This window comes from Brevibacillus sp. MS2.2 (assembly GCF_013284345.1).
GTDB classification, from domain to species: Bacteria; Bacillota; Bacilli; order Brevibacillales; family Brevibacillaceae; genus Brevibacillus; species Brevibacillus brevis_C.
In genome coordinates this window covers 98,915-122,665 of the sequence record NZ_JABSUZ010000003.1, presented here as the reverse complement: position 1 = coordinate 122,665, position 23,751 = coordinate 98,915, and the positions used below count along the sequence as shown (strand labels likewise).

At 45.7% G+C, this 23,751-nt stretch carries 18 protein-coding genes; 16 read left to right on the top strand and 2 right to left on the bottom strand.

The features are described from left to right. Window positions 1-259: 259 nt before the first annotated feature. The 8 genes from HP568_RS03615 to HP568_RS03580 all read left to right on the top strand — a co-directional run bounded on the left by HP568_RS03615 (window position 260) and on the right by HP568_RS03580 (window position 8,603). The gene (locus HP568_RS03615; RefSeq protein ID WP_173628360.1) at window positions 260-1,063 is read left to right on the top strand and encodes an extracellular solute-binding protein; all 804 of its coding nucleotides are present in this window, start codon (window positions 260-262) and stop codon (window positions 1,061-1,063) included. Between the two features lie 37 nt (window positions 1,064-1,100). Then, window positions 1,101-1,559, top strand: coding sequence for a hypothetical protein (locus tag HP568_RS03610; protein ID WP_048033185.1), 459 nt, complete (start codon window positions 1,101-1,103; stop codon window positions 1,557-1,559). 96 nt (window positions 1,560-1,655) lie between these two features. Beyond that, window positions 1,656-2,201 carry an RNA polymerase sigma factor gene (locus HP568_RS03605; protein WP_048033184.1) on the top strand — a complete coding sequence of 182 codons (546 nt, stop codon included), beginning with the start codon at window positions 1,656-1,658 and terminating at the stop codon, window positions 2,199-2,201. Further along, window positions 2,198-2,920 carry an anti-sigma factor domain-containing protein gene (locus HP568_RS03600; protein ID WP_173628359.1) on the top strand — a complete coding sequence of 241 codons (723 nt, stop codon included), beginning with the start codon at window positions 2,198-2,200 and terminating at the stop codon, window positions 2,918-2,920. The genes HP568_RS03605 and HP568_RS03600 overlap by 4 nt, the downstream gene beginning before the upstream one ends. Before the next feature lie 1,027 nt (window positions 2,921-3,947). After that, window positions 3,948-5,336 carry a helix-turn-helix domain-containing protein gene (locus HP568_RS03595; RefSeq protein WP_173628358.1) on the top strand — a complete coding sequence of 463 codons (1,389 nt, stop codon included), beginning with the start codon at window positions 3,948-3,950 and terminating at the stop codon, window positions 5,334-5,336. 363 nt (window positions 5,337-5,699) lie between these two features. Beyond that, a complete protein-coding gene (locus HP568_RS30145; protein ID WP_082195945.1) occupies window positions 5,700-5,954 on the top strand; it encodes an aspartyl-phosphate phosphatase Spo0E family protein in 255 nt (84 codons plus the stop codon). 197 nt (window positions 5,955-6,151) lie between these two features. Then, complete coding sequence (locus HP568_RS03585; RefSeq protein ID WP_173628357.1) at window positions 6,152-7,642, top strand: aminotransferase-like domain-containing protein; 1,491 nt, start codon at window positions 6,152-6,154, stop codon at window positions 7,640-7,642. A 43-nt stretch (window positions 7,643-7,685) separates the two neighbouring features. After that, window positions 7,686-8,603, top strand: coding sequence for a D-alanine--D-alanine ligase (locus HP568_RS03580; protein ID WP_173628356.1), 918 nt, complete (start codon window positions 7,686-7,688; stop codon window positions 8,601-8,603). A gap of 58 nt (window positions 8,604-8,661) precedes the next feature. On the opposite strand, the gene HP568_RS03575 is transcribed toward HP568_RS03580, so the two are convergent. Continuing rightward, the gene (locus HP568_RS03575) at window positions 8,662-9,219 is read right to left on the bottom strand and encodes a helix-turn-helix domain-containing protein (RefSeq protein ID WP_173628355.1); all 558 of its coding nucleotides are present in this window, start codon (window positions 9,217-9,219) and stop codon (window positions 8,662-8,664) included. A gap of 126 nt (window positions 9,220-9,345) precedes the next feature. Between HP568_RS03575 and HP568_RS03570 the strand changes: the two genes are divergently transcribed. The 5 genes from HP568_RS03570 to HP568_RS03550 all read left to right on the top strand — a co-directional run bounded on the left by HP568_RS03570 (window position 9,346) and on the right by HP568_RS03550 (window position 15,764). Further along, window positions 9,346-10,302 (top strand): PLP-dependent cysteine synthase family protein, encoded by a 957-nt coding sequence (locus tag HP568_RS03570; RefSeq protein ID WP_048033177.1) that lies wholly within the window; start codon window positions 9,346-9,348, stop codon window positions 10,300-10,302. A gap of 198 nt (window positions 10,303-10,500) precedes the next feature. After that, on the top strand, window positions 10,501-11,490 hold the full coding sequence (locus HP568_RS03565; protein WP_048033176.1) for a MerR family transcriptional regulator: 990 nt from the start codon (window positions 10,501-10,503) through the stop codon (window positions 11,488-11,490). Window positions 11,491-11,586: 96 nt separating this feature from the next. Next, on the top strand, window positions 11,587-13,206 hold the full coding sequence (locus HP568_RS03560) for an ABC transporter substrate-binding protein (RefSeq protein WP_173628354.1): 1,620 nt from the start codon (window positions 11,587-11,589) through the stop codon (window positions 13,204-13,206). 27 nt (window positions 13,207-13,233) lie between these two features. Then, window positions 13,234-14,682 carry a serine hydrolase domain-containing protein gene (locus tag HP568_RS03555; protein WP_173628353.1) on the top strand — a complete coding sequence of 483 codons (1,449 nt, stop codon included), beginning with the start codon at window positions 13,234-13,236 and terminating at the stop codon, window positions 14,680-14,682. Next, the gene (locus HP568_RS03550; protein WP_173628352.1) at window positions 14,679-15,764 is read left to right on the top strand and encodes a serine hydrolase domain-containing protein; all 1,086 of its coding nucleotides are present in this window, start codon (window positions 14,679-14,681) and stop codon (window positions 15,762-15,764) included. The genes HP568_RS03555 and HP568_RS03550 overlap by 4 nt, the downstream gene beginning before the upstream one ends. Before the next feature lie 46 nt (window positions 15,765-15,810). On the opposite strand, the gene HP568_RS03545 is transcribed toward HP568_RS03550, so the two are convergent. Continuing rightward, the gene (locus tag HP568_RS03545) at window positions 15,811-17,868 is read right to left on the bottom strand and encodes a LuxR C-terminal-related transcriptional regulator (protein ID WP_173628351.1); all 2,058 of its coding nucleotides are present in this window, start codon (window positions 17,866-17,868) and stop codon (window positions 15,811-15,813) included. A 188-nt stretch (window positions 17,869-18,056) separates the two neighbouring features. Between HP568_RS03545 and HP568_RS03540 the strand changes: the two genes are divergently transcribed. The 3 genes from HP568_RS03540 (at window position 18,057) to HP568_RS03530 (ending at window position 23,587) form a co-directional block, all read left to right on the top strand. Beyond that, window positions 18,057-18,482, top strand: a complete 426-nt coding sequence (locus HP568_RS03540; protein WP_048033171.1) for a VOC family protein — start codon at window positions 18,057-18,059, stop codon at window positions 18,480-18,482. A 59-nt stretch (window positions 18,483-18,541) separates the two neighbouring features. Then, complete coding sequence (locus HP568_RS03535; RefSeq protein WP_173628350.1) at window positions 18,542-21,205, top strand: IPT/TIG domain-containing protein; 2,664 nt, start codon at window positions 18,542-18,544, stop codon at window positions 21,203-21,205. 126 nt (window positions 21,206-21,331) lie between these two features. Continuing rightward, window positions 21,332-23,587, top strand: coding sequence for an ATP-binding cassette domain-containing protein (locus tag HP568_RS03530; protein WP_173628349.1), 2,256 nt, complete (start codon window positions 21,332-21,334; stop codon window positions 23,585-23,587). The last annotated feature ends 164 nt before the right edge of the window (window positions 23,588-23,751 follow it).

Here is a 23,751-nt window from a genome sequence, read left to right as displayed (position 1 = left end):
CTATGCCAAACTCACGTATATAAAACAGATGCGAGAGACCAAGAATTCGCTTCGTGTCAGAACATGAAAAAGATCGCCACACACCAGGCCAAGTTGGCGTAGGTTGTGCGGAGATCTTTTTTTATTCTTTACAGACTAGTTTTCCATAGATTTATGAAACTTTCTTACCATTTTGCGATTACAAGCAAACCGTTTCCAGCCTCCCTTCGTTTCCTTTGATAGTACCGTGAAAAAACATGTGTGAAATGGAGGAAGAATGATGAAGAAGATCGTGTTCCTAGCAGCTCTATTGCTCTTTGTCTTTACGTCTGCCGGAATGTCAGCCTATGCACAAATGGACGGTAAGTCGGCGTCCCAGGCGACATTAAATGCCAGCCAAAGTGATCCAGTCATCCGGGTATACGGACCAGGTGGACCACTTGGACCGATCAAGGAAGCTGCTGAACAATTTTCAGCTGAAACAGGAATGAAGGTGGAAGTAACAGCCGGACCAGAGGGCAATTGGATCGGCCAAGCAAAGCAAGATGCAGATATTATTTTCGGTGGCTCCGAGTATATGCTGCAGGACTTCATCTTTAACCACCCCGAAATGATCGACACGAAATCACGTACGGCGCTTTACCCGCGTGCTGCAGGAATATTGGTGAGGAAAGGAAATCCTAAGAAGATTGAAAGCCTGGAGGATTTAACGAAAAAGGGAGTCAAAATAATCGATGTGAATGGGGCTGGCCAGCTTGGCCTGTGGGAAGACATGGCAGGCAGAAAAGGGCTGATCGAAGGCATTTCTCAAAATATTAACCTTTCTGTAAAGTCGAGTGCCGAAGCCATTGAACGATGGAAATCGAATTCCAGCCTGGACGCCTGGATTACCTATGAATCGTGGCATTACCGGCTCCAGGATGTGACTGACCTGGTCGAACTGCCCGAAGAAGAAAAGCTCTATCGAGGAACGCCGATCGTCCTGACGAAAATCACTGATCAGAAAAAAGAGGCACAGCAATTTATTGATTATTTAAAAACGGAAAAATCTCACCAAATCTTTCAAAAATGGGGCTGGAAGTAAGGACGAGTCTTAATCTAAAAAACGGGGAGGAACATACATGAAAAAAGCAGTTTTTACCCTTGCGATACTTTCGATTATTTTTGCTTTGGCTGCCTGCGGAAAAAGCACGGAGGTAAAAACAGAGACGGTTCAACCCGAACAAGCCTCGGTTGTCAGCCTCCAGCTTTTGCAGAATGAGAAAGCTGGAGGGTACCTGGCGGATCCACAGGGAAGGGCCTTGTATTACTTTAAAAAGGACGAAGCAGGAAAAAGCAATTGCAGCGGAGACTGCCTGGCAAACTGGCCGGCATTTACCCAGGAGGATTTCGCTGTCCCGGAAGGTTTTGACAAAAAGGATTTCAATACGATCATAAGAGAAGACAACGGGAAGAAGCAGGTTACGTACAAAGGATTTCCTCTCTATTATTTTGCAAAAGACCTGCAAAAAGGGGATGTAAACGGACAAGGAGTAAAAGATGTATGGTTTGTCATAAACAGCGAAACAGCATTTGAATAAGCCTGCCCAGGGAACGATCAATCGCGGTCGTTCTCATCTTTACTTTTAAAATAGTGTTATGGCAATATATTTTTATCCAAGAGCAGGGAGTGCCACATGAAAGAAAATTATGATGCGGAATTAATGCGATTGGTAAACGAAAAAAATGGTCACGCATTAGAGGAACTCTATGATCGATATATAAAGCTTGTTTACAGCTTTGTTATGAAGTTTTGCAATGGGAATGAGGATAAGACGAAAGAGATTATTCAGTTGGTCTTTTTGAGGCTATGGACAACAAACAGCTATTACGATCCTGCTCAAGGCAGCTTTGTAAATTGGCTCCTCACGATTACCCGCAATATTTGCATTGACTACCTCCGCAAAGAGAAGAGGCATACGCAACACCATCAAGAGGAACTTGAAGAGATCGCCGACCCTGCTAATACAGTCGAGCAACGAGTAAATACGAATGATATTGCAATGGCGAAAAACAAATTGCCGACGGCGCAAAGAAAATTAATCGATTTGCTTTATTGGAAAGGGTATTCTCTTTCAGAGATCGCCAAGCTGGAACAAGAGCCGCTCGGCACGATTAAAAGCAGGCTTCACCAGGCTCTTAAAGGATTGAGGAAGCATTTGGAACTGGAGGATTTAAAATGAGAAGGGTTTGTGATCATTTAATTCCATATATAGCAAATGAGCTCAAGGAGAGCGAACACATGGCCTTTGCTGAACATTTAAAGAATTGTACGGACTGTAAGAAAGAATATCAGGAATTATCCCAGGCCTGGCAGGCTTTGCCGTTCGATTATACCGAAATCGAGGTGCCTGAATCGCTAAAAGGCGAGGTGCTGGGGTTTGTTTTTGAGCAAAAAAGGAAAAGCGGTACCGAAGCATTCATGACTAAGATGAGGAAGCTCTCTATGACGCTCAAAAGCCAGTTCACTCCAGTTTCAACCGGTATCGTGTGCGTATTGTTGCTCGCGTTTATTGGCCTTGGAATCGCGAATGTACAGGTAAAAAATCGCCATGCCGAAAATATTCCCATTGAAATTTTAACGGCGATTCCCTTAAAAGCAGCTAAGCAAAGCCACCCGGGAACAAACGGCATGGCCTATATTGTCCAGCAGGGATCAGAGAAAAATTTGGTGGTGCAGGTTCACGAATTGCCCGGCGTCGAAGGTTCACAGGTTTACCAGGTTTGGCTGCTGAAAAACAGCACGAGGGAAAATGGCGGCATATTCAAGCCCGACGAAAACGGATCTGGAATACTGACCTACCAGCTCGCCGAAGGGCAGACTTTTGATCAAATCGGCATCACTGTCGAACCGGACGCCAACAGCAGACAACCAAGGGGAGAAAAAATAGCCGGGTCATAGCTGGAACAGAAAAGGACAGATACATTTTATATATCTGGCTCACCGTAGCGTTCAACTTCTATGCAAATGGCAGGAATTGCGCGCTCAAGCTATTACAAGAGGTAAATATGTGTTGGAAAACTATGGTATACATTGTGAGTGGAATGAACTGGAGTATCATGAGGATATTCTTACTGCTTTCAATCTTAACTTTAATCTTGAGGGTGATAAAAACTTAGGTGAAGTACGATTGATACCACTTGACGATTGGAAAGCAAACTTAGAGAAAACTTGCGATAATTGGTTCTTTGAATTTACATTTTGGAGTTTCTGATTGAAGGGACGAGCATAGCCTAGCTAACGCCAAGCCATTCTGTATGCCGCTCTGGAGTTGATAAAGATACATAAGCTCTATTAAACTAATGGACCAGTTTAGTTACATATGGCTATACAATATTTAAAGAAGTCCAAATGGACTCCTTTCGAATTCATCTATTTTGATTTAGTAGCTTTGAAAGAGGTCAGGGGCTGGTGTAAAACTTAATTCTAAAATAACCATAGTTTGAGCCAAAGAAAAGCTGATATTACCTTTTTTTATCAAGGTCATTTATTTCTCTTTCAATTAGAGACACTGAAATTTCGAATGCTTCTATCCGCCTTTTAGCTAAGGTAATTTGAGGTTTATATTTAGTAGGATTCTCTTTCGCTTTAAAAGTTTTTACTGTTTCTCTTACCTCCCCGATTTTTAACGTAATGATTATTAATTCTGCACTTTGTCTAGCGAGCAAAATAATATATCAGAATACGAAGGGGTTTGTCAAGAATAGACCTAATTTTTTGTCTTATTAAGTAACGGGTTCGTTCATTCAATAAAACAGCGGGAGTCTAGGACTTTATTTTCTGGTCCATGGCTACCGCTGTTTTGATTGAGAGGGTCAGTCTAAAGCTTTATTATCTTACCATTAAAATGAAAAAGAAATATTTCGTGCACCTTCCATAATAACCCATTTGATTGTAAAATAAAGGAAAAATAAAAGGGTGATCCATTATGGGGGGACTGCTAGGGACATTGCAACAGTCGCTGCGGTCAGAAATCGAACAACATCGGCGAGCGCGCGGCTATACATTGAGCAAACTAGGGGATTTAACCGGTATTAATCCGGGGACACTGAGCGAGATTCTAAATGGGAATCCACCTCGGGCTATCACCATAAGTCAATTAGACGCGCTCGCTGTGGTGTTTGGCTACGAGCCTGGTTGGATGTATGAATTATATCCCGATGAATGTTTATATGAAGGGAAAATTTCGCGCCCCCGATTGATACCTTACTTGATTCGAAGCGCTGAGAATGGACGAAAGGATTGCATTGAAGCTGTTGCCTCCCAATTGTTGGAGAATCCCAAAAATATCTCCATCCTGTTTACTGTAGCTGAGCAATTATATGAGGATGGGAAACTGGGAAAGGCGGTGCCATTCTATGAGTACGTAATTGAGAACGAGAAAGATAGCTACTCTACCCAGTTTGTGATGAGTCACTACCGATTATTTCAGGCCATTCTCGGGACAAATGCTGATGAGAATGAGAAGGCTGTTATTCGCTTTTCTCCATATCGAAAGCGATTACCAGAAACGGATCAATTAGACGCTTTATTAAATTTGGCGAAGGTTTGTTTCACTTTGCAAAAATGGAGTGAAGCAGAAACCTACGCAGATGAGCTACGAGAGCTTTCCAAAATTATCTACCAAGATAAGCTGCAAAAACGCAGAAAAAATCGAGCGGCAGAGTTGATAAAAACAGAACGTCCGCTCGTCTACTACTACGGAATGGGTTATTTATATAAAGGACTAGTCCTACAGATGCAAGGCGCTTATTCCCAATCCAAAGAATATGTACAAGCATACGCCGATTTACATTGGTTTGAACTTCTTGACGAAGACGGGATAAGAATCGTTGAGCGGTTTGCAGTCTTTGCGAAGGCGAATTTTTACACACTGGAAGTATTAATGGGGAATGAAGAAATCATTAAGGAATATACCGACTATCTAGCGGAGCAGCCTGTTGAAATCCTTCCGGGTCTTGTTACGATTATGGAAGCTGCTAATAAATATCATTTTTGCGTGGATGAGGTTTTATTACGCCTCTCTGAAGATATTGCTAGGTTCCATGAACGAACATTGTTGGTTAATATGGTTCAGCATCTCCAATATCGTTATCAGAAAGCAAATTATGATTTTACAAAGGGACGCATTGAAAGTGGACTCAATGAAACCCTGCACTGTTTCGTTCTATCGGATTTAATGAATCGACATTATGATGCTCTGCAATGTGTACAGTTGTTTGAAAAATATCGCCATCTTGCCTCGCCATCACAAATTCTCCAATATCGAGCCATTGTAATTGGAGAGAAGAAGGCTGAAGCTACATTTATAAACTAGTTGTATGACGATGTATCAACACTCACTAAAAAGATGATAAGTAGAGAGGATGAAAAAAGAATGAAATATGTATTCCTAGCACTTCTTCTAACGTTTGGGTTTAGCAGTGGCATCGTTTACGAACCCCAAAAGTCTGACACATCACACGTAATTAATTATCAACATGGTGCAGATTTTTAGGAATAGTTGATAAGACACCCAAAAAAAACATCCTTTCGATAGGATGTTTTTTTCTATTCCATTTTTTCTTAGTTGGTAAATTCTTGCATATTCATTTATAGTTTTATTAATGTCATAATTTGTAAATGTCAGGAGGTGCTTAACATAAAAGCTCTCGCCAGTTCATTAGAAAGGGATGTCCCTGTGCACCTAGGAACATCCCCGAAAAAAGAATTAGAAGGTGCCCCGAAAAGCAAGTGCACGATCTGGGGCACGGGAATAGAAGCAAGTCGCCACCACTTGGATCTAGAAACAAGCATCGAACAACTCCGACAACAAATGATTGAATTGGCAGGTAAACACGGTCTGACAAGTGACGTAGTTTTGGGGGTAAGCCAGCAATTGGACAAATATATTGTGATGGCGCAAAACAACCATAAAGCGGATAGCATCTGGTAAAGGATTCACTATCTGCCTACTAAAAATGACTACAAAAGAGGAACCCTTAGGAAAATGGGTTCTTTTTTACTTTCATTTTTACCGCTGGGTGGATGCTGATTCCTGCAGAGGAACCACAGAAGGATGAAAAATCCAGTGTGGTGGTTCTTTTTTTCTCTCGTTTCTCATGCCATCATTATAGACGGGGGCGATGAAGGATGTTCCAGGATTTCAAGCTTGTTAGTGACCGGCCAGTCGCGATACAAGTGAAAGAATACATCAAACGTTTAATAATCAAAGGCGCTCTTCAGGTTGATCAAAAGCTGCCCTCCACACGAGAAATGAGCAGTCTGCTAAAGGTGAGTCGCAATTCGGTGATTGCAGCCTATGAAGGCCTGGAGGATGACGGATTTGCGTATGCGATTCCCGGCAAAGGCAGCTATGTTACCGCTATGGTGGGCCATTTGGATGCGAATAAAGGAGGAGCTGACGGCTCCGATTCCTGGCAGATCGACTGGAAGGCACGAATGAACGAATATGCTGTATCCGCTGCAGAGCTGGATATGATGAAGCAGGGCATTCGCACCAAAAAAGGAACTATTTCGTTCACAAGCATTGCGCCGGATGAGCAGTTGTTTGATCTGGGGGATGTAAGGCGAGCCTTTATGGATCGGATGGCAATCGAAGGACAGGTACTGCTCAACTACGGTTATGCCAAAGGCTACAAGCCACTAATTGATTACTTGAAGCGTTATATGGAGAATAAGGGCGTCGATTTAAGCGGCAAGGATATGCTGATTACAAGCGGGTTTACGGAAGGTTTTGACATAGTACTGTCGGCACTGCGCCCTTCTGCTCGCCGTGGGGCAGCCATTTGTGAAAATCCGACCCATCATACAGCGATTAAGAATTTGAAGCTGCAAGGATTTGAGATAACCGGTATTCCGATGGAGAGTGATGGTATTGATGTGGAGCAGCTAGAGGCGGTATTGCAGAAGCAGACAAAGAGCTTCGATCTGGCTTATTTGACTCCTTCCTATCACAATCCGACAGGCATTGTCATGTCGCCAGCAAAGCGCAGTGCCGTTCTGAATTTACTGATGCGCTATCAGATTCCAGTGATCGAGGATGGATTCAATGAGGAGCTACGCTACTCGGGGGCGCATGTTGCGCCATTAATCGCGACAGTAGGGCAAGGTAACGGAGTCATCTATATTGGTAGCTTCTCCAAGGTACTCTTTCCTGGATTGCGAGTGGGCTGGGTACTTGGAGACAAAGCCCTGATCGACAATCTGGAAAGCATTAAGCGTGCACGAACCATCCATACATCTACCATCGATCAATCGATACTCTATCAATATTTGCTGAATGGAAATTTTGATAAATATGTAAAAAAGGCCCGCATGGAATATAAGCGCAAATATGAACTGACGAAGGCTTGCTGTGAAGCACATCTCCCCGAGGTGCAGCTAACTGGCGACGGGGGCTTGCATTTGTTTCTTACCTTTCCGTCAGACGTAAATACACGCCAGCTACTAGAAGCTTGCACAGAACACGGAGTCATTTTTACACCGGGGGACAGATTTTTTATTCAAGAAGGAATGGGGACGAATACCTTGCGACTTGGTTTTTCACGAGTAACGGATGAAAATATCGAGCGGGGTATTCAGATCATCGGCAAACAGGCACGTCGCTTTCTTGAGACATAACGATTCCAAACTGCACAACCATTTGAAAAAATGAGGTGTCATCATGAAGATAGGCGTCATTATGGGTGGAATTTCTTCAGAGCGTGAGGTTTCTCTGAAGACTGGTCAAGAGATGATCAATCATTTGGATCGCAGTCGCTATGAGGCAGTTCCCATTGTCGTTACGCAGCGAGCGGATTTAATCACACAGGTTCAGCAGGCAGACATTGACTTCGCGCTGTTGGCGCTGCATGGCCAATATGGTGAGGATGGCACAGTGCAGGGAGTGCTGGAGACACTTGGTATTCCCTATACAGGAAGCGGTGTCCTGGCAAGCAGCCTATGCATGAATAAGCAATTGTCTAAGATGCTGTTGAAGACGGCGGGCATTCAAATGCCTGCAGGTCTGTACTGGAAGGACGTTTATGATCCTCAAGCGGTAGAGCAATTGGGTTACCCGGTGATCGTGAAGCCAAATTTTGGGGGATCCAGCATCGGTGTCCAGCTCGTGCAAAATGAGAAAGAGCTGCTGACGGCTGTTCAGGAAGCCAGCCATTTGGATCAGGGGATCTTGATTGAGCCCTATTTGAAAGGGACGGAGCTAACCTGCGCGATTCTGGATGGTGAAGTACTACCGATTATCGGCATTCGCTCGGCGCATTCAGAGTGGTTCGACTACCGAGCAAAATATGAAGACGGCGGCGCGGAGGAGAATGTGATCGAGCTTCCACCGGTTATCCGGCAGCGTGTGCGCGAGGCGGCGCTCGCCAGCTACCAACTGCTACAGTGCAAGGTCTATGCAAGGGTCGATATGATTTTGTGTCAGGATATACCTTACGTACTAGAAGTGAACACCTTACCGGGGATGACCGCCAACAGCCTGTTTCCAAAGAGTGCAGCTGCAGCAGGTATGACCTTTACACAACTGCTGGACCGTATTATTGCGAGCTCGCTCCATGAGCGAAAACAGGAATGGGGGTAAATATGCTAGTGATCTAACGGAAGAGAAACCCTACATGTAGTGGGGTTTCTCTTTGTTTTCATTGACTCGAGTAGTGAATGACGACGGAACATTTTACAATACTGTCTCCGTTGTTTCGATAAATGTGAGGCCTGTCTGCTTTAAAAATAAGAGTATCCTCAGGTTCAACGATATAAACTTGTTCATTGACAACAACCTCTAGCGTGCCTTCATTTACGAGAATGAATTCCTCAACCCCTGTTGAATGCGGTTCTGCGATATGCTCGCATCCTGGTTCAAGGGTTACCAAGAAGATCTCAAACTGTTGTTCTGGATTATAGGGAACCAGTGGATATACTCGATACTGTCCGTTATTTTCAATAATCGGATTTACTTCCTTCTTTTTTACGATCGTAACATTCGGCTTGTACTGACTAACGAGTGAGGAAAAGGATAAACGCAACCCGCTCGCTATTTTCCAAAGGGTTGTGATAGTTGGAGCCGACTTACCTCTTTCGATTTGTCCTAACATTGTTTTGCTAACTCCTGTTATTTCAGAAGTTTTATCCAAGCTCAAGTTTCTTTCTTTCCGAATACGTTTTATGTTCTCTCCAATATTTGTGTGCAATTCTTCCATAAAATGCCCTCCATAGAGTTCGTGCGTTATCTTGTACGTGTGTACGTTACACATTACAATCGAGCTATATATAGTTTGAAGCAGACACTATATAGTCCAAAATATACGAAAAGAGGCGCTATGTCTATGGAGAACACGATTTTATCAGGCGTTCATCAAGCGATTGGTAACACTCCTATGGTTCGTCTTTCTAGGCTAACAGAAAATCTCGATGGAAATATTTTTGCCAAACTGGAATATGTAAATCCCGGCTTTAGCAAAAAGGATAGAATCGCCTTGCAGATCATTGAAGAGGCTGAGAAGGCTGGAATACTAAAACCAAATGATACTGTGGTGGAGTTAACGAGTGGCAATACAGGGACAGGGCTTGCGATTGTTTGCGGAGTCAAAGGGTATCAATTCGTTGCTGTCATGTCAAAAGGAAATTCAATGGAAAGAGCGAGGATGATGAAAGCTCTCGGAGCAGAAGTTGTTTTAGTAGACCAAGCGCCTGGTTCTCCTATCGGGCAAGTATCTGGTGAAGACCTTGTGAAAGTGGAAGAAGTTGCGCAGCAAATCACAAAAGAAAGAAATGCGTTCCGTGCAGACCAATTTCATCACATTGGCAATATTCATGCTCATGAATTTCACACGGGGGAAGAAATTTGGAAACAAACGAATGGAAAAGTAGACGTTTTCCTTGATTTTGCCGGTTCTGGTGGCACTTTTACAGGTTGTGCGAAAACGTTAAAAAAGTATAATCCCAACATTCGGTGTTATTTAGTTGAACCTTACACCGCACCGTTCTACTCTGGTAAAGCGGCTACTAACCTCAATCACAAAATCCAAGGTGGGGGATATTCCATGGATTTACCTCTTTTGGATAAGAGCTTCGTTACAGACTACATCCATGTTACAGATGAAGAAGCGACACAAGTTGCTAGAGAACTAGCAAGAAAAGAAGGAATATTCGCAGGGTTTTCTTCAGGAGCAAATGTTGCGGCTGCCTTACAGCTTTTGAAAGGGAAAGAAAAAGGGGCAAATATTGTGTTAACGATTAATGATTCAGGACTTAAATATCTCAGTACTGATCTCTATGAATAACTGCAAACTGTCCGATTATGTAAGCGTTATGAGTTTATGAAGTCAGGTGTCAACAACCACCTGACTTTTTCATGGTCAAATGACACTTCATTTTTTATGACGTTGACCAAAGAGATCCCCATGTAACCCCTTTATTCATAATGCCCCTTGAATCTCAAGTTACTTGAGGTTTTATAATTGATTAGGAGGTGTTGTAACGTGTACGGAAAGGCGAGTAACAGTTTAGACACCACACAAAAGTTCTCCATAGGACAAGTGGCGAAAATAACAGGATCTTCTGTACCCACTGTTCGTTATTATGACGAAATTGGCCTGCTTTCACCTTCTGAGATAACTCCTGGAGGCCATCGTATGTATACGGCAGAGGAAATATGGCGGTTAAAACTGATCCTAACCCTTCGCTATTTAAACTTTGGGATTGATGAGATTAAGAGAATGTTAGCTGGAGATACCCCTGTTGATGTGGCGATAGAATGGCAAATCGAAGCTTTGGACATCCAAATGCGTACGCTTGCCAGTATGAAGTCTATTTTGGAACAAACAAAGCAGAGTAAGGATGGCAATGACTCCCTGAGCTATATGCACGAGCTAATTGAATCCATTTCCGCAGATGCATTGGAACGAGAAAAGTTTATTTTAGAAAAAATGTTTTCGTCCGTTTTTCCTGAACAATTTCCGGTTGAATGGCGAGAGATATTTTTACTAGGGGTTAACGTATCTTCCTTGCTGGAAGGCAAGCTTTCGGCAGCGCAAACGGCTGCATTAGATGAGTTTGAGGAAATGTTTAATGATCCACAGATTGTCCGCGAGATGAAGCAGGATGTTATGACCTTCCTGGAAGTAGTTCACCTGCCTAAGATCAGTGTGGAGATGTGGAGCGCCAGATTGCTTAAAAACCATCAACAGTTGTTGAAAGCTGCGGAGCAACATGCAACTCCAGACAGTCCTGTCGTACAGGCGAATATTCAAGAGTATGTCTTACTGTTTGCCGATGTTGATGAACTCCCTGTCCCGCAGTCATTTTTCCGTCGATTTGCTGAAAGGTTGCTTTCAAACCAATCAGAGAATCTCGAACGTTTCAGAAGAATTTGCTCAATCCTGTATCCTAGTCTGCAACCGTATATGAAAACAAATGAATTATTCTACCAAGGATTACAGTGGAAGCTTCAACAACTGGATGAAGAGTAATGTACTCTTTGTTACTGCTTGCGAAGGAGGTGAAATCATCTGTCATCATCGGAAGCTCTTTCAAAAAGAAAAGGGTAGGAGGTGGCATGCTGACACATGAAGAAAAACAAGCGAAAAACGTACAGTGTCTTTTGGGGGGGATTCGTCACTCTATGTATGTTCTTGGTCGTTGGTTGCAGCACGCAAACAACTGTGCCAGCCGAGCAACAGGAGAGTGCTGAACCCAAAACGGGCGGAACCATAACAGTAGCGTACCCTTATGAACCGGATACGTTAGATGCTCACATGTCTGCTGGATCTGCTGGGGTCTATACCTGGTTGCTCGGTGGATCACTGCTATATAAGGATCCTGCCTCAAACGAATACAAGCCCTCTCTAGCAAGTGACTATAAAATTTCTGAGGATGGCAAAACGTGGACCTTCACCATTCGTTCCGGGATTACCTTTCACGATGGAACACCGCTGACTGCCAAAAGTTTTAAGGAAACCTTCGATCGTGCTCTTAATCCGCAGACAAAAGCAAAAACAGCCGCTGAAGTAATGGCTCCAATAAAAAGTGTGAAAGCGCCAGACGATCAGACCCTCGTTCTGGAACTACACGAACCTAATACTGCCTTCCTCGATTCGCTAGCGAATTATGTAACACAGCCGTTATCATTGAAAACAATTGAAAAGGCTGGGGAGGATTACGGCAGGAGTCCTGTAGGAGTAGGGCCGTGGAAGTTCGAGAGCTGGGATACGGGCGAAGGTGTCACGTATGTTAGAAATGAAGCTTTTCAGTGGGGAGAACCATATTATGAAAATCAAGGTCCTCCAAGAGCTGACAAGCTTGTCATAAAAGCGATTGCTGACAGCCAACTCAGATTGTCAGCGCTAGAGAGTGGTGCTATCGATGTAGCAACGGAAATACCTGTGAAAGACGCGATATATTATCGGAATAATTCGAAATATCAAGTGATAGAACGCTTACGTCCTGGATTGGGCTTATTGATGGAGATGAATTTGAAGAGACCACCGTTTCAAGATATTCAGGTGCGTAAAGCATTTCATATGCTTGTTAATAAAGAAGCTATTGTCCAGGCTGTTACGAAGGGAGAAGGCGAAGTAGCCCATACGCCATTATCTCCATCGACGCTAGGGTATGACAAATCCTTAGAAAAGTACGGGTACGCGTATAATGTGAACGAAGCCAAGAAATTGTTGGACGATGCTGGTTGGAAAGTAAATGGAAGTGGTGTGAGAGAAAAGGACGGAAAAACACTGAGTCTGAATTTACTCAGTACCGCAGATTTTGACAAAGAAGCCCAATTGCTCCAAGCCATGCTGGGAGAGGCAGGTATTAACATAATGATACAGAATCTGGAAATAGCAGGGTACATGCAGGAAGTCGTCAAAGGTAATTTTGATGTAACGTTGATATCGGGCGCCTATGATGATCCTGATATTTTATATTTTTATTTTCATTCCAGCGGTGCCTACAACCTGTCTGGTGTAAAAGATGACAAGCTGGACGCCCTCCTTTTGAAAGGGCGTACAACCATACAGACTAATGCCAGAAAGCAAGTGTATATGGATGTACAAAAGCAACTGATTGAGCATGCGTATGTTGTCCCTCTCTATTATGAAAAGGCGTTTACTGTCATAAATTCTCGAGTAAAAGGAGTAAAGTGGATATCTGTCATGCCGACGTATAATGACAGCTGGATCGAGAACTAACTACATGTCAACAAAGGAGAGAAACGCATGCAAAATAACGGGTGGATTGATTCTTTTGAACAATATGCTCAAAACATGATAACAGAGGGTCAAGTTCCTGGTGTTTGTATGGGATTAGCAAAAGATGGTCAAATCTTCTATAGTAACGGATTTGGCTTCCGTGATGTGGAACGGCAGTTAGGAGTTACAATCGATACGGTATTTGGAATTGGCTCCATAACAAAATCCTTTACCTGTGTGGCGGTCATGCAATTACAAGAAGCGGGTAAGTTATCCGTGCATGACCCTGTTGTCAAATATTTGCCGGAATTTCGTCTGAAAAATCTTGATGTGGGGCAAATCACGATTCATCATTTTATGACGAATACGAGTGGAATTCCTCCCTTGCCAACGTTTTTTGCGAGTGTGATGCGAAGCTTGGAAGAAAATGAGGCAGAAGACCATCCATTACTGCAAAACCAGACAGATGATACGGTGCCAATCGATACGTACGAAGATCTGATGCGTGTTATCGCTTCATTAGATGTAGAGCTTTTAGGGCCACCAGGTACAGAGTTCAGTTATTCTAATGATTGTTTTGCCTTGCTGGGAGCGATCATTGAACGCGTCAGCGGGAAGTCGTATGAGGCTTATATCAAGGAGCATATCATAGACCCAATCGGGATGGAGCACACGAGCTTTTTTCTGGAAGAGCTGAATGGCTATGAGAATATTACAAAGCTGTATATCATGCGAGACAGAGGCGATCACAAGGAAGTGGTCTCATCTCCGAATTGGTGGGATACTCCCGCTTCTCGTGCGGCAGGATTTATAAAATCAACGGTGCGGGATATGTTGCGATATACGGACATGTTCTGCAAAGGTGGCCTTACAGCAGGGGGAAATCGAATCCTGACACCGGAAAGTGTACAACAAATGATAACCCCTTACTTTCCGACTGACATGGTACCTGGTCAATTTTACGGGTACGGATTGGTAATCACTTCTGACTACTTTGGAAAAAAGTTGGTGGAACATAGTGGTGGTATTAAAGGGGTAACGGCTCAAATGTGCTTCTTTCCCGAAACAGGATTGGCCGGAGTGGCACTGTCCAATCTAGAAATGTCACCGGTTTTGGCTGTTATGTTGGGTGCGTTAAATAGTCTGGAAAACCGCCCTCCAAAATCCTCTCATCTGGTTAGCAAGATTGACTTCCTAGCAGAGGAAGCTATGAAACCATTCGTGGGGGATTATCAATCGAGCGAGTTTGGGACATTGCCGATCCGATTGGAAAATGGTCAACTGGTGCTCTCCTTTTTGGGAGAAAACTACGTAATGAGACCATTTGCTGAAGATCTCTTTGTAGTCCGGGCTTTTGGAACAGATTTCTCCGCACGGTTTATCAGATTGGGAAATAATGAAATTGTTCGAATGGCTTTTGCTGGAAGACAATTTACTATTCAAGATAAAAAAACGAGTGGGGGAAACGAAAAATGACCCAGCGAGCCAAGGTAAGTGATGCGAGATGCCGCCAGCTTGATGAGCTTTTTTCTACGATTGCCGAACAAAACAATTGGAGCGGCAACATCTTGATTTTGGAAGATGGAAAACCTTTTTATCAAAATTCCATAGGAATAGCCAATCTGGAGACGGCTGAGAGATTGTCACCGCATTCGGTATTTGAACTCGCATCGGTTTCCAAGGCGTTTACAGCAATGGGCATCATGATCTTGCAAGAGCAAGGCAAGCTCGACTATACAGATAAGATTGACAAGTTCTTTCCAGATTTCCCTTATGCCGATATTACTGTAGAAAATCTACTTGTGCACACATCCGGTTTGCCAGATTACATGGAATTGTTTTCGCAATCTTGGGACAAAAAACAAATAGCTACGAATCAAGACATACTCGAACAGCTAATCAAGCATCGACCCGACGTGTTGTTTCAACCCAATGAAAAGTATGAGTACAGTAATACCGGCTATGCTTTATTGGCTTCTATCGTAGAACACGTAGCTGATACACCATTTGCTGATTTCTTGCAGCAACACATTTTTCAACCACTAGGTATGCAGCACACGAAGGTGTACAACCGAAGATATTCTCCTGAGTTGACTCAGCATTACGCCTATGGATACGTGTATTCTCCTCAATCTGAAGCATTCGTGTTACCGGATGAATCAAGTGAGCATGATTTTGTCATTTATCTGGATGGCATTCAGGGAGACGGCGCGGTCAGTTCAACACTGGATGACTTGCGTATGTGGGACAGAGCTCTTTACACAGAAAAGCTGGTCAAAAAAGAGACACTAGAGAGAGCGTTTTCCCCAGTGCAGCTTACTGACAACAGTCTATCTGATTATGGATATGGCTGGCGGCTGCGTGAAGATCAGGTGACAGGAAAAGTCGTACATCACGGGGGTAGCTGGCCGGGGTATCGAAGCTGGATAAGACGATACATTCATACCGATAAAACGATTATTTATCTCACAAACGTGGATCAGGAACGTGAGTGGACGGAAAAAGTAGTAGAGGCAGTCGAGAATATTTTATTCGAACAGCCGTATGTCATGCCGTAGCCATATAAAAAGAGGAGCCGCCATTGACGGTTCCTCTTTTTTCGTCCTACACAAGCATTTTTTTCACCAACTGTGTCCGGTTGCTGACATCCATTTTTTCAAAAATCGATTTCAAATGCTTTTTTACCGTGACTTCGCTCAAATACAAGCGGGCAGCGATTTCCGCGTTCGTCAATCCCTCCAGAACAAGAGCGGCTACTTCTCGTTCTCGTGCAGTCAGCATGCTCATGTCCAGCGAGGTAACCGTGCCCTGTGAAGCTGGTAGAGCAGCAGTTGGAACCGCTTCTTCTTCCAGTCGTAAATCCGCATCCAATCCAGATCGTTTGAGTAGCTTTTGCAAGTAAGCGGGTAAATGTTCGCCTTGCGTATCACGAAAAAATACGAGCGTGGGTGTTACTCCGTCGTAGTTGGTGTGGGTGGCAAATTCGGCAATATCAAATCCCAAACTTTCATGGGCAGCCTTGAAAAAAGGAAATGGTGCAGGTGAACACAACAAAAATTCTCCGGTGAACATCAAGCCGTGCAGCATATGGCCAATGGCTGTATGTTGGGTAACATCCTCGTAATCGTCTTGATGAATGGTGTGAATGAACCAGCCAGCCCGTGTGTGTTCCGGCACGTTAAACCGTTCTAGCTCTTGTTTGGATAGAGCGGTGAAAAAGGAACGAGAGCCGGAATGCTCCATCAGGTAAGGAAGGGTTTTTTCGTTGATAGGAACAACTGCGGCAAGTGCCGAGATCGCTCCGTTTTCCTTGCGCAGAACGCGTAGCACGTCGTATCCCAGCGAGAATAGACGGTCATGATCAAGCCAATTCAATGGGTACAAGGTTTGCTCTGCTGTCAGGTGAAAATCAAAATGGCGGTTTGTATGCGGATCAAACAGCTTGATCGTTTTAGGGGAGGGGCAGTGCCGCTGATTGCGGATATACTCCAGCAGTTCTTCCCGATGACCAGTGTGGATCGATTCGAATGGTTTAGGTAATGGATCGAACCAATTTAAAAAGGCGCGAATAAGTGCGTCACCTAAAAAGAAAGTAAGCTCCAATGCCTCTGGTGTGCGGACCGAATGAGCTGACTTGGTAAACTTCTCATAATAGTAGTGAACGGCCCGCTTCTGCAAATCTGCAAAATGAAGCGGTGTCCGTCCCCGCATATCCTGGGCAATGGATTCTCTCATCAAGGAATGAATCGTCCAGCCGCTGTCCACCTTCCGTACAAACGAAAATCGAATCAGTTGGAAAAACTCGGACGCCGTGATTTCCCTTTTTAATAAAAAAGACAGATTATCCTGATTGAAGTGACGCAATACGGCAGCAGCTTCCACGAGCGGACGCAAATGGTCGCCGGGAACTTCGCGCAGCCATTGGCTTACGACAAATGGCAGCGTATCCATTTCCTCATGAAAAGCACCGTTTCCTTCTTGATCTTTCGGTTGCAAGGTAAAGGACAGCAATGAAAGGGTAAGGGGATGCCCTTTGGAGCGCCGCCACATTTCTTGGATGATAGGCGGTTCAAAAATGTGACAGTAATGCGCATACCGTTCGACAGCATCGTAAGGAAGATGGGACAAAGGGACCCTACTGATGAAGTGCCGCCAACCTGGAGATAGAAGCCAAGCTTCAGACAGCGGATGCCGCCCTGCGATCACGATCAGGATATTCGCGCTTAATCGCTTGAAAAAATATTCGCGCAGCCAATGGTCCAAGCCGTCCAAGTTCTCGTAAATGTCGAGAAAGAGGACGAGTCTCTGATCAGCCGCTTTTTCATTCAGCTTCGAAACACATTCCTCTAATAATTGGGACGGATGGTACTCTTCTCCCTTGTGATAAACGTGCAATGTCTGCAAAATATGCAGGCAAAAATCAGAAGGAGTGTGCCAAAATTGCTCGCTGTCCAAAGAGAGCGTAGCTGCTTGACGCAGATGAGCTTGCCGCTTAAGCTCGTCGAGCAAATAGCTTTTTCCTACGCCTGCGGTCCCGAAGAGATTCATGATTTTTTTGGAGCGCCGCTCATCCGCAAGCAACTTCAAAAAATGAAGGACTTCCTCGGTTCGTCCCACCAACAGACGACTTTCCAGCTCTTCAAGGCTATCCTGATAATTCATAGCATCACCTGCTCCATCACAAGGTTTTACCTTTTTCTTCCTACGATTTTACTACGCTTCTTTTATACTGGGTACTCCAATTTATCGCACGGGTATCCTTTTGGATGCATCCTTTCGAGTAATATCGAGACCCGTATTCTCGGTGTTAGGATGAAACAGGCGAGTCAATACGAAAGGATGGAGGGAACATGGCAAAGCTAAGCCGCTTGGGTCACATTTCCTTATATGCGCATGATGTTCGCAGATTGGCCTCTTTTTATGAAACCGCACTTGAACTGGCAGTGGTGAACCATAGCGACGAAACGGCATGCTTGGCGATTGATCCGCAATCGGGCCGGCACGATTTGCTCATCCTGAACAATCCGCATCATGTGCATCTGGCATTTTGGGTGGATACGTTGGATCACTTCAAGGAAGTGTGGAGGAGGCTGACGGATCACGGTGTTTTGGCACATGGTCCGTATGTGGAGAGCGAATATGCACGTTTTTCTTTTCTGGATCCGGAAGGCAATCATGTGGAGATCACATGGGCGCATGGAGGGGAGACACTCCCTCCACACAGGAGAAAAATCAGCTTTCGGGAGTTAGAGAAATTCGGCGTCAGTCAAGAATGATCGTCCTTGCAATGAAGACTGACTCGCGCAAACTATTTCATTAAGGAGAGGAAAAAAGAATGTCAACTTCTACAAACACGTTCAATGCAGGGGGAAATACGCTCGGAATTACGACTATGGCTGTGAATCCGGCTTCCTTCCAAGCAGCACCCCAAGTGGTTCAGGATCGAATGACGTATCACAAAGCGGTGCTGGAATCATTCGGGATTACTTCCCTGACCAGTCTGGGGTCGCTCAAGATCCGTGGGACAGTAGTACCTCAATCGGGGCTGACGAAACCAAGTCCCACGCTCGTCAGTGGGAATACCATGATTCAGTCTGCGTATCAAATCGACTCAGCCAAACCAACACCAACCTTGCAAATGTTGAGCGGAAAAGCGGAACTGTTGCAAGCAATCCCTTTTCCTAAAAAAATGACGGCTACATTAGCAGTACCGTCTCCTGCTTCGGCCTTGAATATTTCGGTAGACACTGCCTACTGGGCCGCATCGGAAATTTATATCGAGGATGGAACCAATGTCATTTTGAAATACCCGCAGCGTTACTTGATCATCATCGCCGAAAAGTTGACGGTCGGACAGAATGTTACGTTTACGTGGGAGCGTCCTTACCGCTATGTTCCAGCCAAACGACAAAAACCAATAACACCGCCAGATGCACCAATGTCTTCGACGCTCTCAGGTATTCCGGGGACACCTGGAACATCAGGATTGCCCGGAGACCGTGGATTCGACGGCGCTGCTGCTCCTGAACTCGAATTATGGGTTCTCGATATGGTGGGACGTCCTCATTTTGACTTGAAAGGGCAAGATGGCACACAAGGCGGACCTGGGCAAGACGGAGGAGATGGTGGCCGGGGAGGAAAAGGCAAACCAGCCGAATTGGATTGGGCAGGTTTCTGCAAAGCCGGAGCAGGAGCAGGTGGAAATGGTGGACGTGGCGGTGCTGCAGGCTACGGCGGTCCGGGAGGCAATGGGGGCGCTGGTGGGCGGTTGGCCTTGTACGCGCCACAAACCATCATCGAAAATTATTCAAAAGGTTTTGCGATCACAATTGACGGGGGCAGCCCAGGTGCAGGAGGAATCCCTGGCAATCCTGGAGCGGGCGGACCAGGTGGAGCTGTGGGTGACAGCAAGAATGCAAAATTCGGTACGGCATGCGGTCCCGGTCCGAGAACGGCAGGCCAACCGGGAGCACAGGGTTCATTCGCCGATGCGGGGCGTGTCGGATATGCAGGAGGCAGATTGTCTGATCCTGTCAGCTTTCGAGCCATTGACGCAGATGAATTCAGACGCAAGCTCTTGGAGCCGTCGATCAGCCATGTCTCTCCGCTTTATGCATTCGCTGGTGATACAGTGACGCTGGAAGGAAGTCGTTATACCAAAACCGATGTTGTACTGATCGATGGCACGGAAACGAAAACCCAGGTAGTAAGTGATACCATGCTTCATTTTGTCTTGCCTTTCGTGACAGGAGGCTCCCATACGCTCCAAGTACGGCAATCAGATATGACTCTTTCAAGCAAGGCATCCGTCTTCGTAAATCCACGAGTTATTTCCGCCCAGCAGGAAAATCAAGTGAAAACACGGGTGAGACCCGGACAAAAAGTGATCGTGAACGGAAGCGGCTTTTCCGAAGGGACACTCGTCTTGGTAAACAACCAAGAAATGCCCGAGGTTCGGATGGTAAGCTCGACGCAATTGGAATTTACCTTAATTCGACCAGCCGAGGTGGAGAGCAATCCAGCGGGTGAGCAGGTGACCCTGAAAGTACGGCTTTCCGATGGCACACCTTCCAATGAAATTCCACTGACCCTAGAAACCTTCCATATGCTCGTAATGGGTGATTCCGTGAGCTGGGGGCAAGGCTTGCAAGAGCATGAAAAGTTTTACTCCATCGTGGGTGCTGCCGTTCAGGCCAGAGAAGGAAATATCAAGCAATATACACAAGTACTCGCTCATTCCGGCGCCATCATTGGTGAGGGTAAGCATGACATAGTGGCCCCCGTAGACGGCGAGGTACCTAAATCATTCCCAACGATCCTGCAGCAATGTGCGTTCTTCAAAGGCGAGGCTGAACTGGTGGATCTGATTCTATTAGATGGAGGCATGAACGATGTCGATGTTCGGACAGTTCTGAATCTATTCCATCCAGCCGACTTGGGGAAATTACATTACGACTATTTTTATGTGAGTATGAAGCAATTGCTGGTCGATGTAACGAATAAATTTACACAAGCGAAAGTCATCGTTACCGGTTATTATCCCCCAGTGTCTGAAAAGAGCGATATGACTGCGGTAGAAGCGCTGTTGATCGGCGTAGGGGCCATTGTCGGAGGAGTCGGCGGCGGTGCAGCCGGAGGAATTCTCGGGCTGGCTGAGTTGGAAAAGGTATACAAGCGCTGTGCCCAGCTAGAAGCAGAGTCAAAGCTATACCTGCGAAAAGCCATCGATGAGAGAAATGCGGAGCTCGGTCAACAGCGTATCTTTTTCGCCGATCCGAATTTTGGTCCGGAGCATGCGGCCCTTACAGATGACCCCTATGTATTCGGCATCAATTTAGACCTGACTCCCCAAGACCTGATCGCAGCCGAACGACTCGTCTCCTGCACAGAAGCTGGGTGCACGGGCTTGGATTTCGAGATTTGCAAGCGTGCCTCCATCGGTCATCCTAATCAAAAAGGAGCCCAAGCGTACGCAAACGCAATTTTGCCTCTTCTATAAGCAAGAAAAAAAGCATGGGATGATTGACCCTGAAGGGCTGTTGGAGGAACTGATGTTCCCTAACAGCTTTTTCATGGTACAATGTAAATATAAGTAAAACTGAATGCTATCGGAAGGATGATGGGCATGATCGAATCAAATCAGGAGTATATCGTAATCTCCGGTGCGAGGGAAAACAATCTCAAGAACGTATCTTTGCGCATTCCCAAGCGGAAGATTACGATCTTCACCGGTGTATCTGGATCGGGCAAGTCATCGATCGTCTTCGATACGATCGCAGCAGAATCCACGCGATTGCTGAATGAGAACTTCAGCATGTTCGTGCGCAATTTCCTGCCACGCTATCCGCAGCCGGATACGGACGCGATCGAGAACCTGAGCATGGCGGTTATCGTGGACCAGAAGCGACTGGGCGGTGGTTCCCATTCCACGATGGGCACGATTACTGATATCTCTCCCATACTCCGTCTTCTCTTCTCTCGAGTGGGTCAGCCCTATGTTGGACAAGCGCATATGTTCTCATTTAACGATCCACAAGGCATGTGTCCCGAATGCAACGGGCTCGGTCGCAAATTAGGCGTCGACATCAGCAAGGCTGTTGACATGTCAAAGTCGTTGAATGAAGGGGCAATCATGCTGCCGGACTATAAGGTGGACAGCTGGGACTGGACGATCATCGTGCAGTCGGGTTCCTTCGATCCAGACAAGAAGCTGAACGATTATTCGGAAGAGGAACTGGAGCAGTTGCTCTATGGCAAGGCGAAGAAAGTGAAGATGGATTTTGCAGGGAAGGCAACGAATATTACAGTGGAAGGCGTCATTGAGAAGTTCACTAACAAATACATCAAGCAGGATGTAAAGACGAAGTCTGAACGTACACAAAAAGCTGTAGCGCCGTTCATCTCCGAGGGTACCTGCTCCAGTTGCCATGGGGCAAGACTCAGTCAAGCCGCACTCAACTGCAAGATCAATGGACTCAACATTGCGGAGATGTCCTCCATGGAGGTCGGTCAGCTTATCCGAGTTATTCGGGAGATTGACGATTCGGTCGCCGCTCCGATGATCAAGTCACTTACGGAGCGGTTGCAACATCTGGTGGATATCGGGCTAGACTATTTGACGCTGGACCGTGAGACGGATACATTGTCCGGTGGCGAGTCGCAGCGCGTCAAGATGGTGAAGCACCTGAGCGGCAGTCTGGTGGATGTCACTTACATTTTCGATGAGCCCAGCGTTGGCTTGCACCCCCGTGATGTACATAGACTAAATGAATTGCTTCAGAAGCTGCGCGACAAGGGCAATACCGTCATTGTCGTTGAGCATGATCCCGATGTGATCAAGGTGGCAGATCATATCGTCGACGTCGGACCTCACGCCGGCAGCCACGGCGGTACCATCGTGTATGAAGGCAGCTTTGATGGTCTGCTGGAGTCAGGGACACTGACAGGCACCCACATGAAGCGACCGGTCCAACTGAAGCAAGATTCCAGGAAGCCGTCCGGCAAGCTGTCCATTGAGAATGCCACACTCCACAACCTGCGGAACGTGAGTGTTGATATTCCAACAGGAGTCCTGACAGTAGTTACGGGTGTCGCAGGCTCAGGCAAGAGTACGCTGATTAACGAAGTATTCCTCAGCAAACATCCGGATGCGATTGTCATCGACCAGTCAGCGGTAGGAGTGTCAACACGCTCGAATCCCGCGACCTACACAGGGATCATGGATGATGTGCGCAAGGCGTTTGCTTCGGCGAACAAGGTCAACCAAGGTTTGTTCAGCTTCAACTCCAAGGGGGCTTGCGAGAACTGCCAAGGTCTAGGTGTTGTGTATACAGACCTTGCATTCCTCGAAAGCGTAAAGCTGCCGTGCGAAGTTTGTGGAGGTAGACGGTTCAAGGAAGAGGTGCTCGCGTACAAACTAAACGGCAAATCAATTGCAGAAGTGCTGGAGATGACTGTGGAGCACGCATTAGAATTTTTTGAGCTAAAAGAGGTTGTGCGCAAGCTCCAGGCGATGAGTGATGTGGGTCTGAACTATATTACACTCGGCCAACCGCTCAGCACGCTCTCGGGCGGGGAATGCCAACGCATCAAGCTGGCAAGCGAGCTGCACAAGAAAGGGAGCATCTACGTGATGGACGAGCCGACGACTGGTCTCCATATGTCAGATATCGGTCACCTTCTGGAGATAATGAACCGACTCGTGGATGCAGGTAATACAGTAATTGTCATCGAGCACAACCTCGATGTGATCAGCCAAGCGGATTGGATTATCGATATGGGACCGGACGGAGGCAGCAACGGCGGTCAGGTGGTCTTCGAGGGCACTCCTTCGCAGATCATCCGTGCGGAACAGTCGATCACGGGAAGATACTTGAAGTAAGGCAACATAACGTATTCAGATCTCCTCATGGGAAACCGGAGGAGATTTTTGTTATGTCCAAACAAATGTCAGAAAATAAAAAATAATCTTGACATTAAAACGGGTGATTAGTAAAGTGGTGATTACAAGCAACCTATCGATCGATCGATCGGCAAAATCCAAAA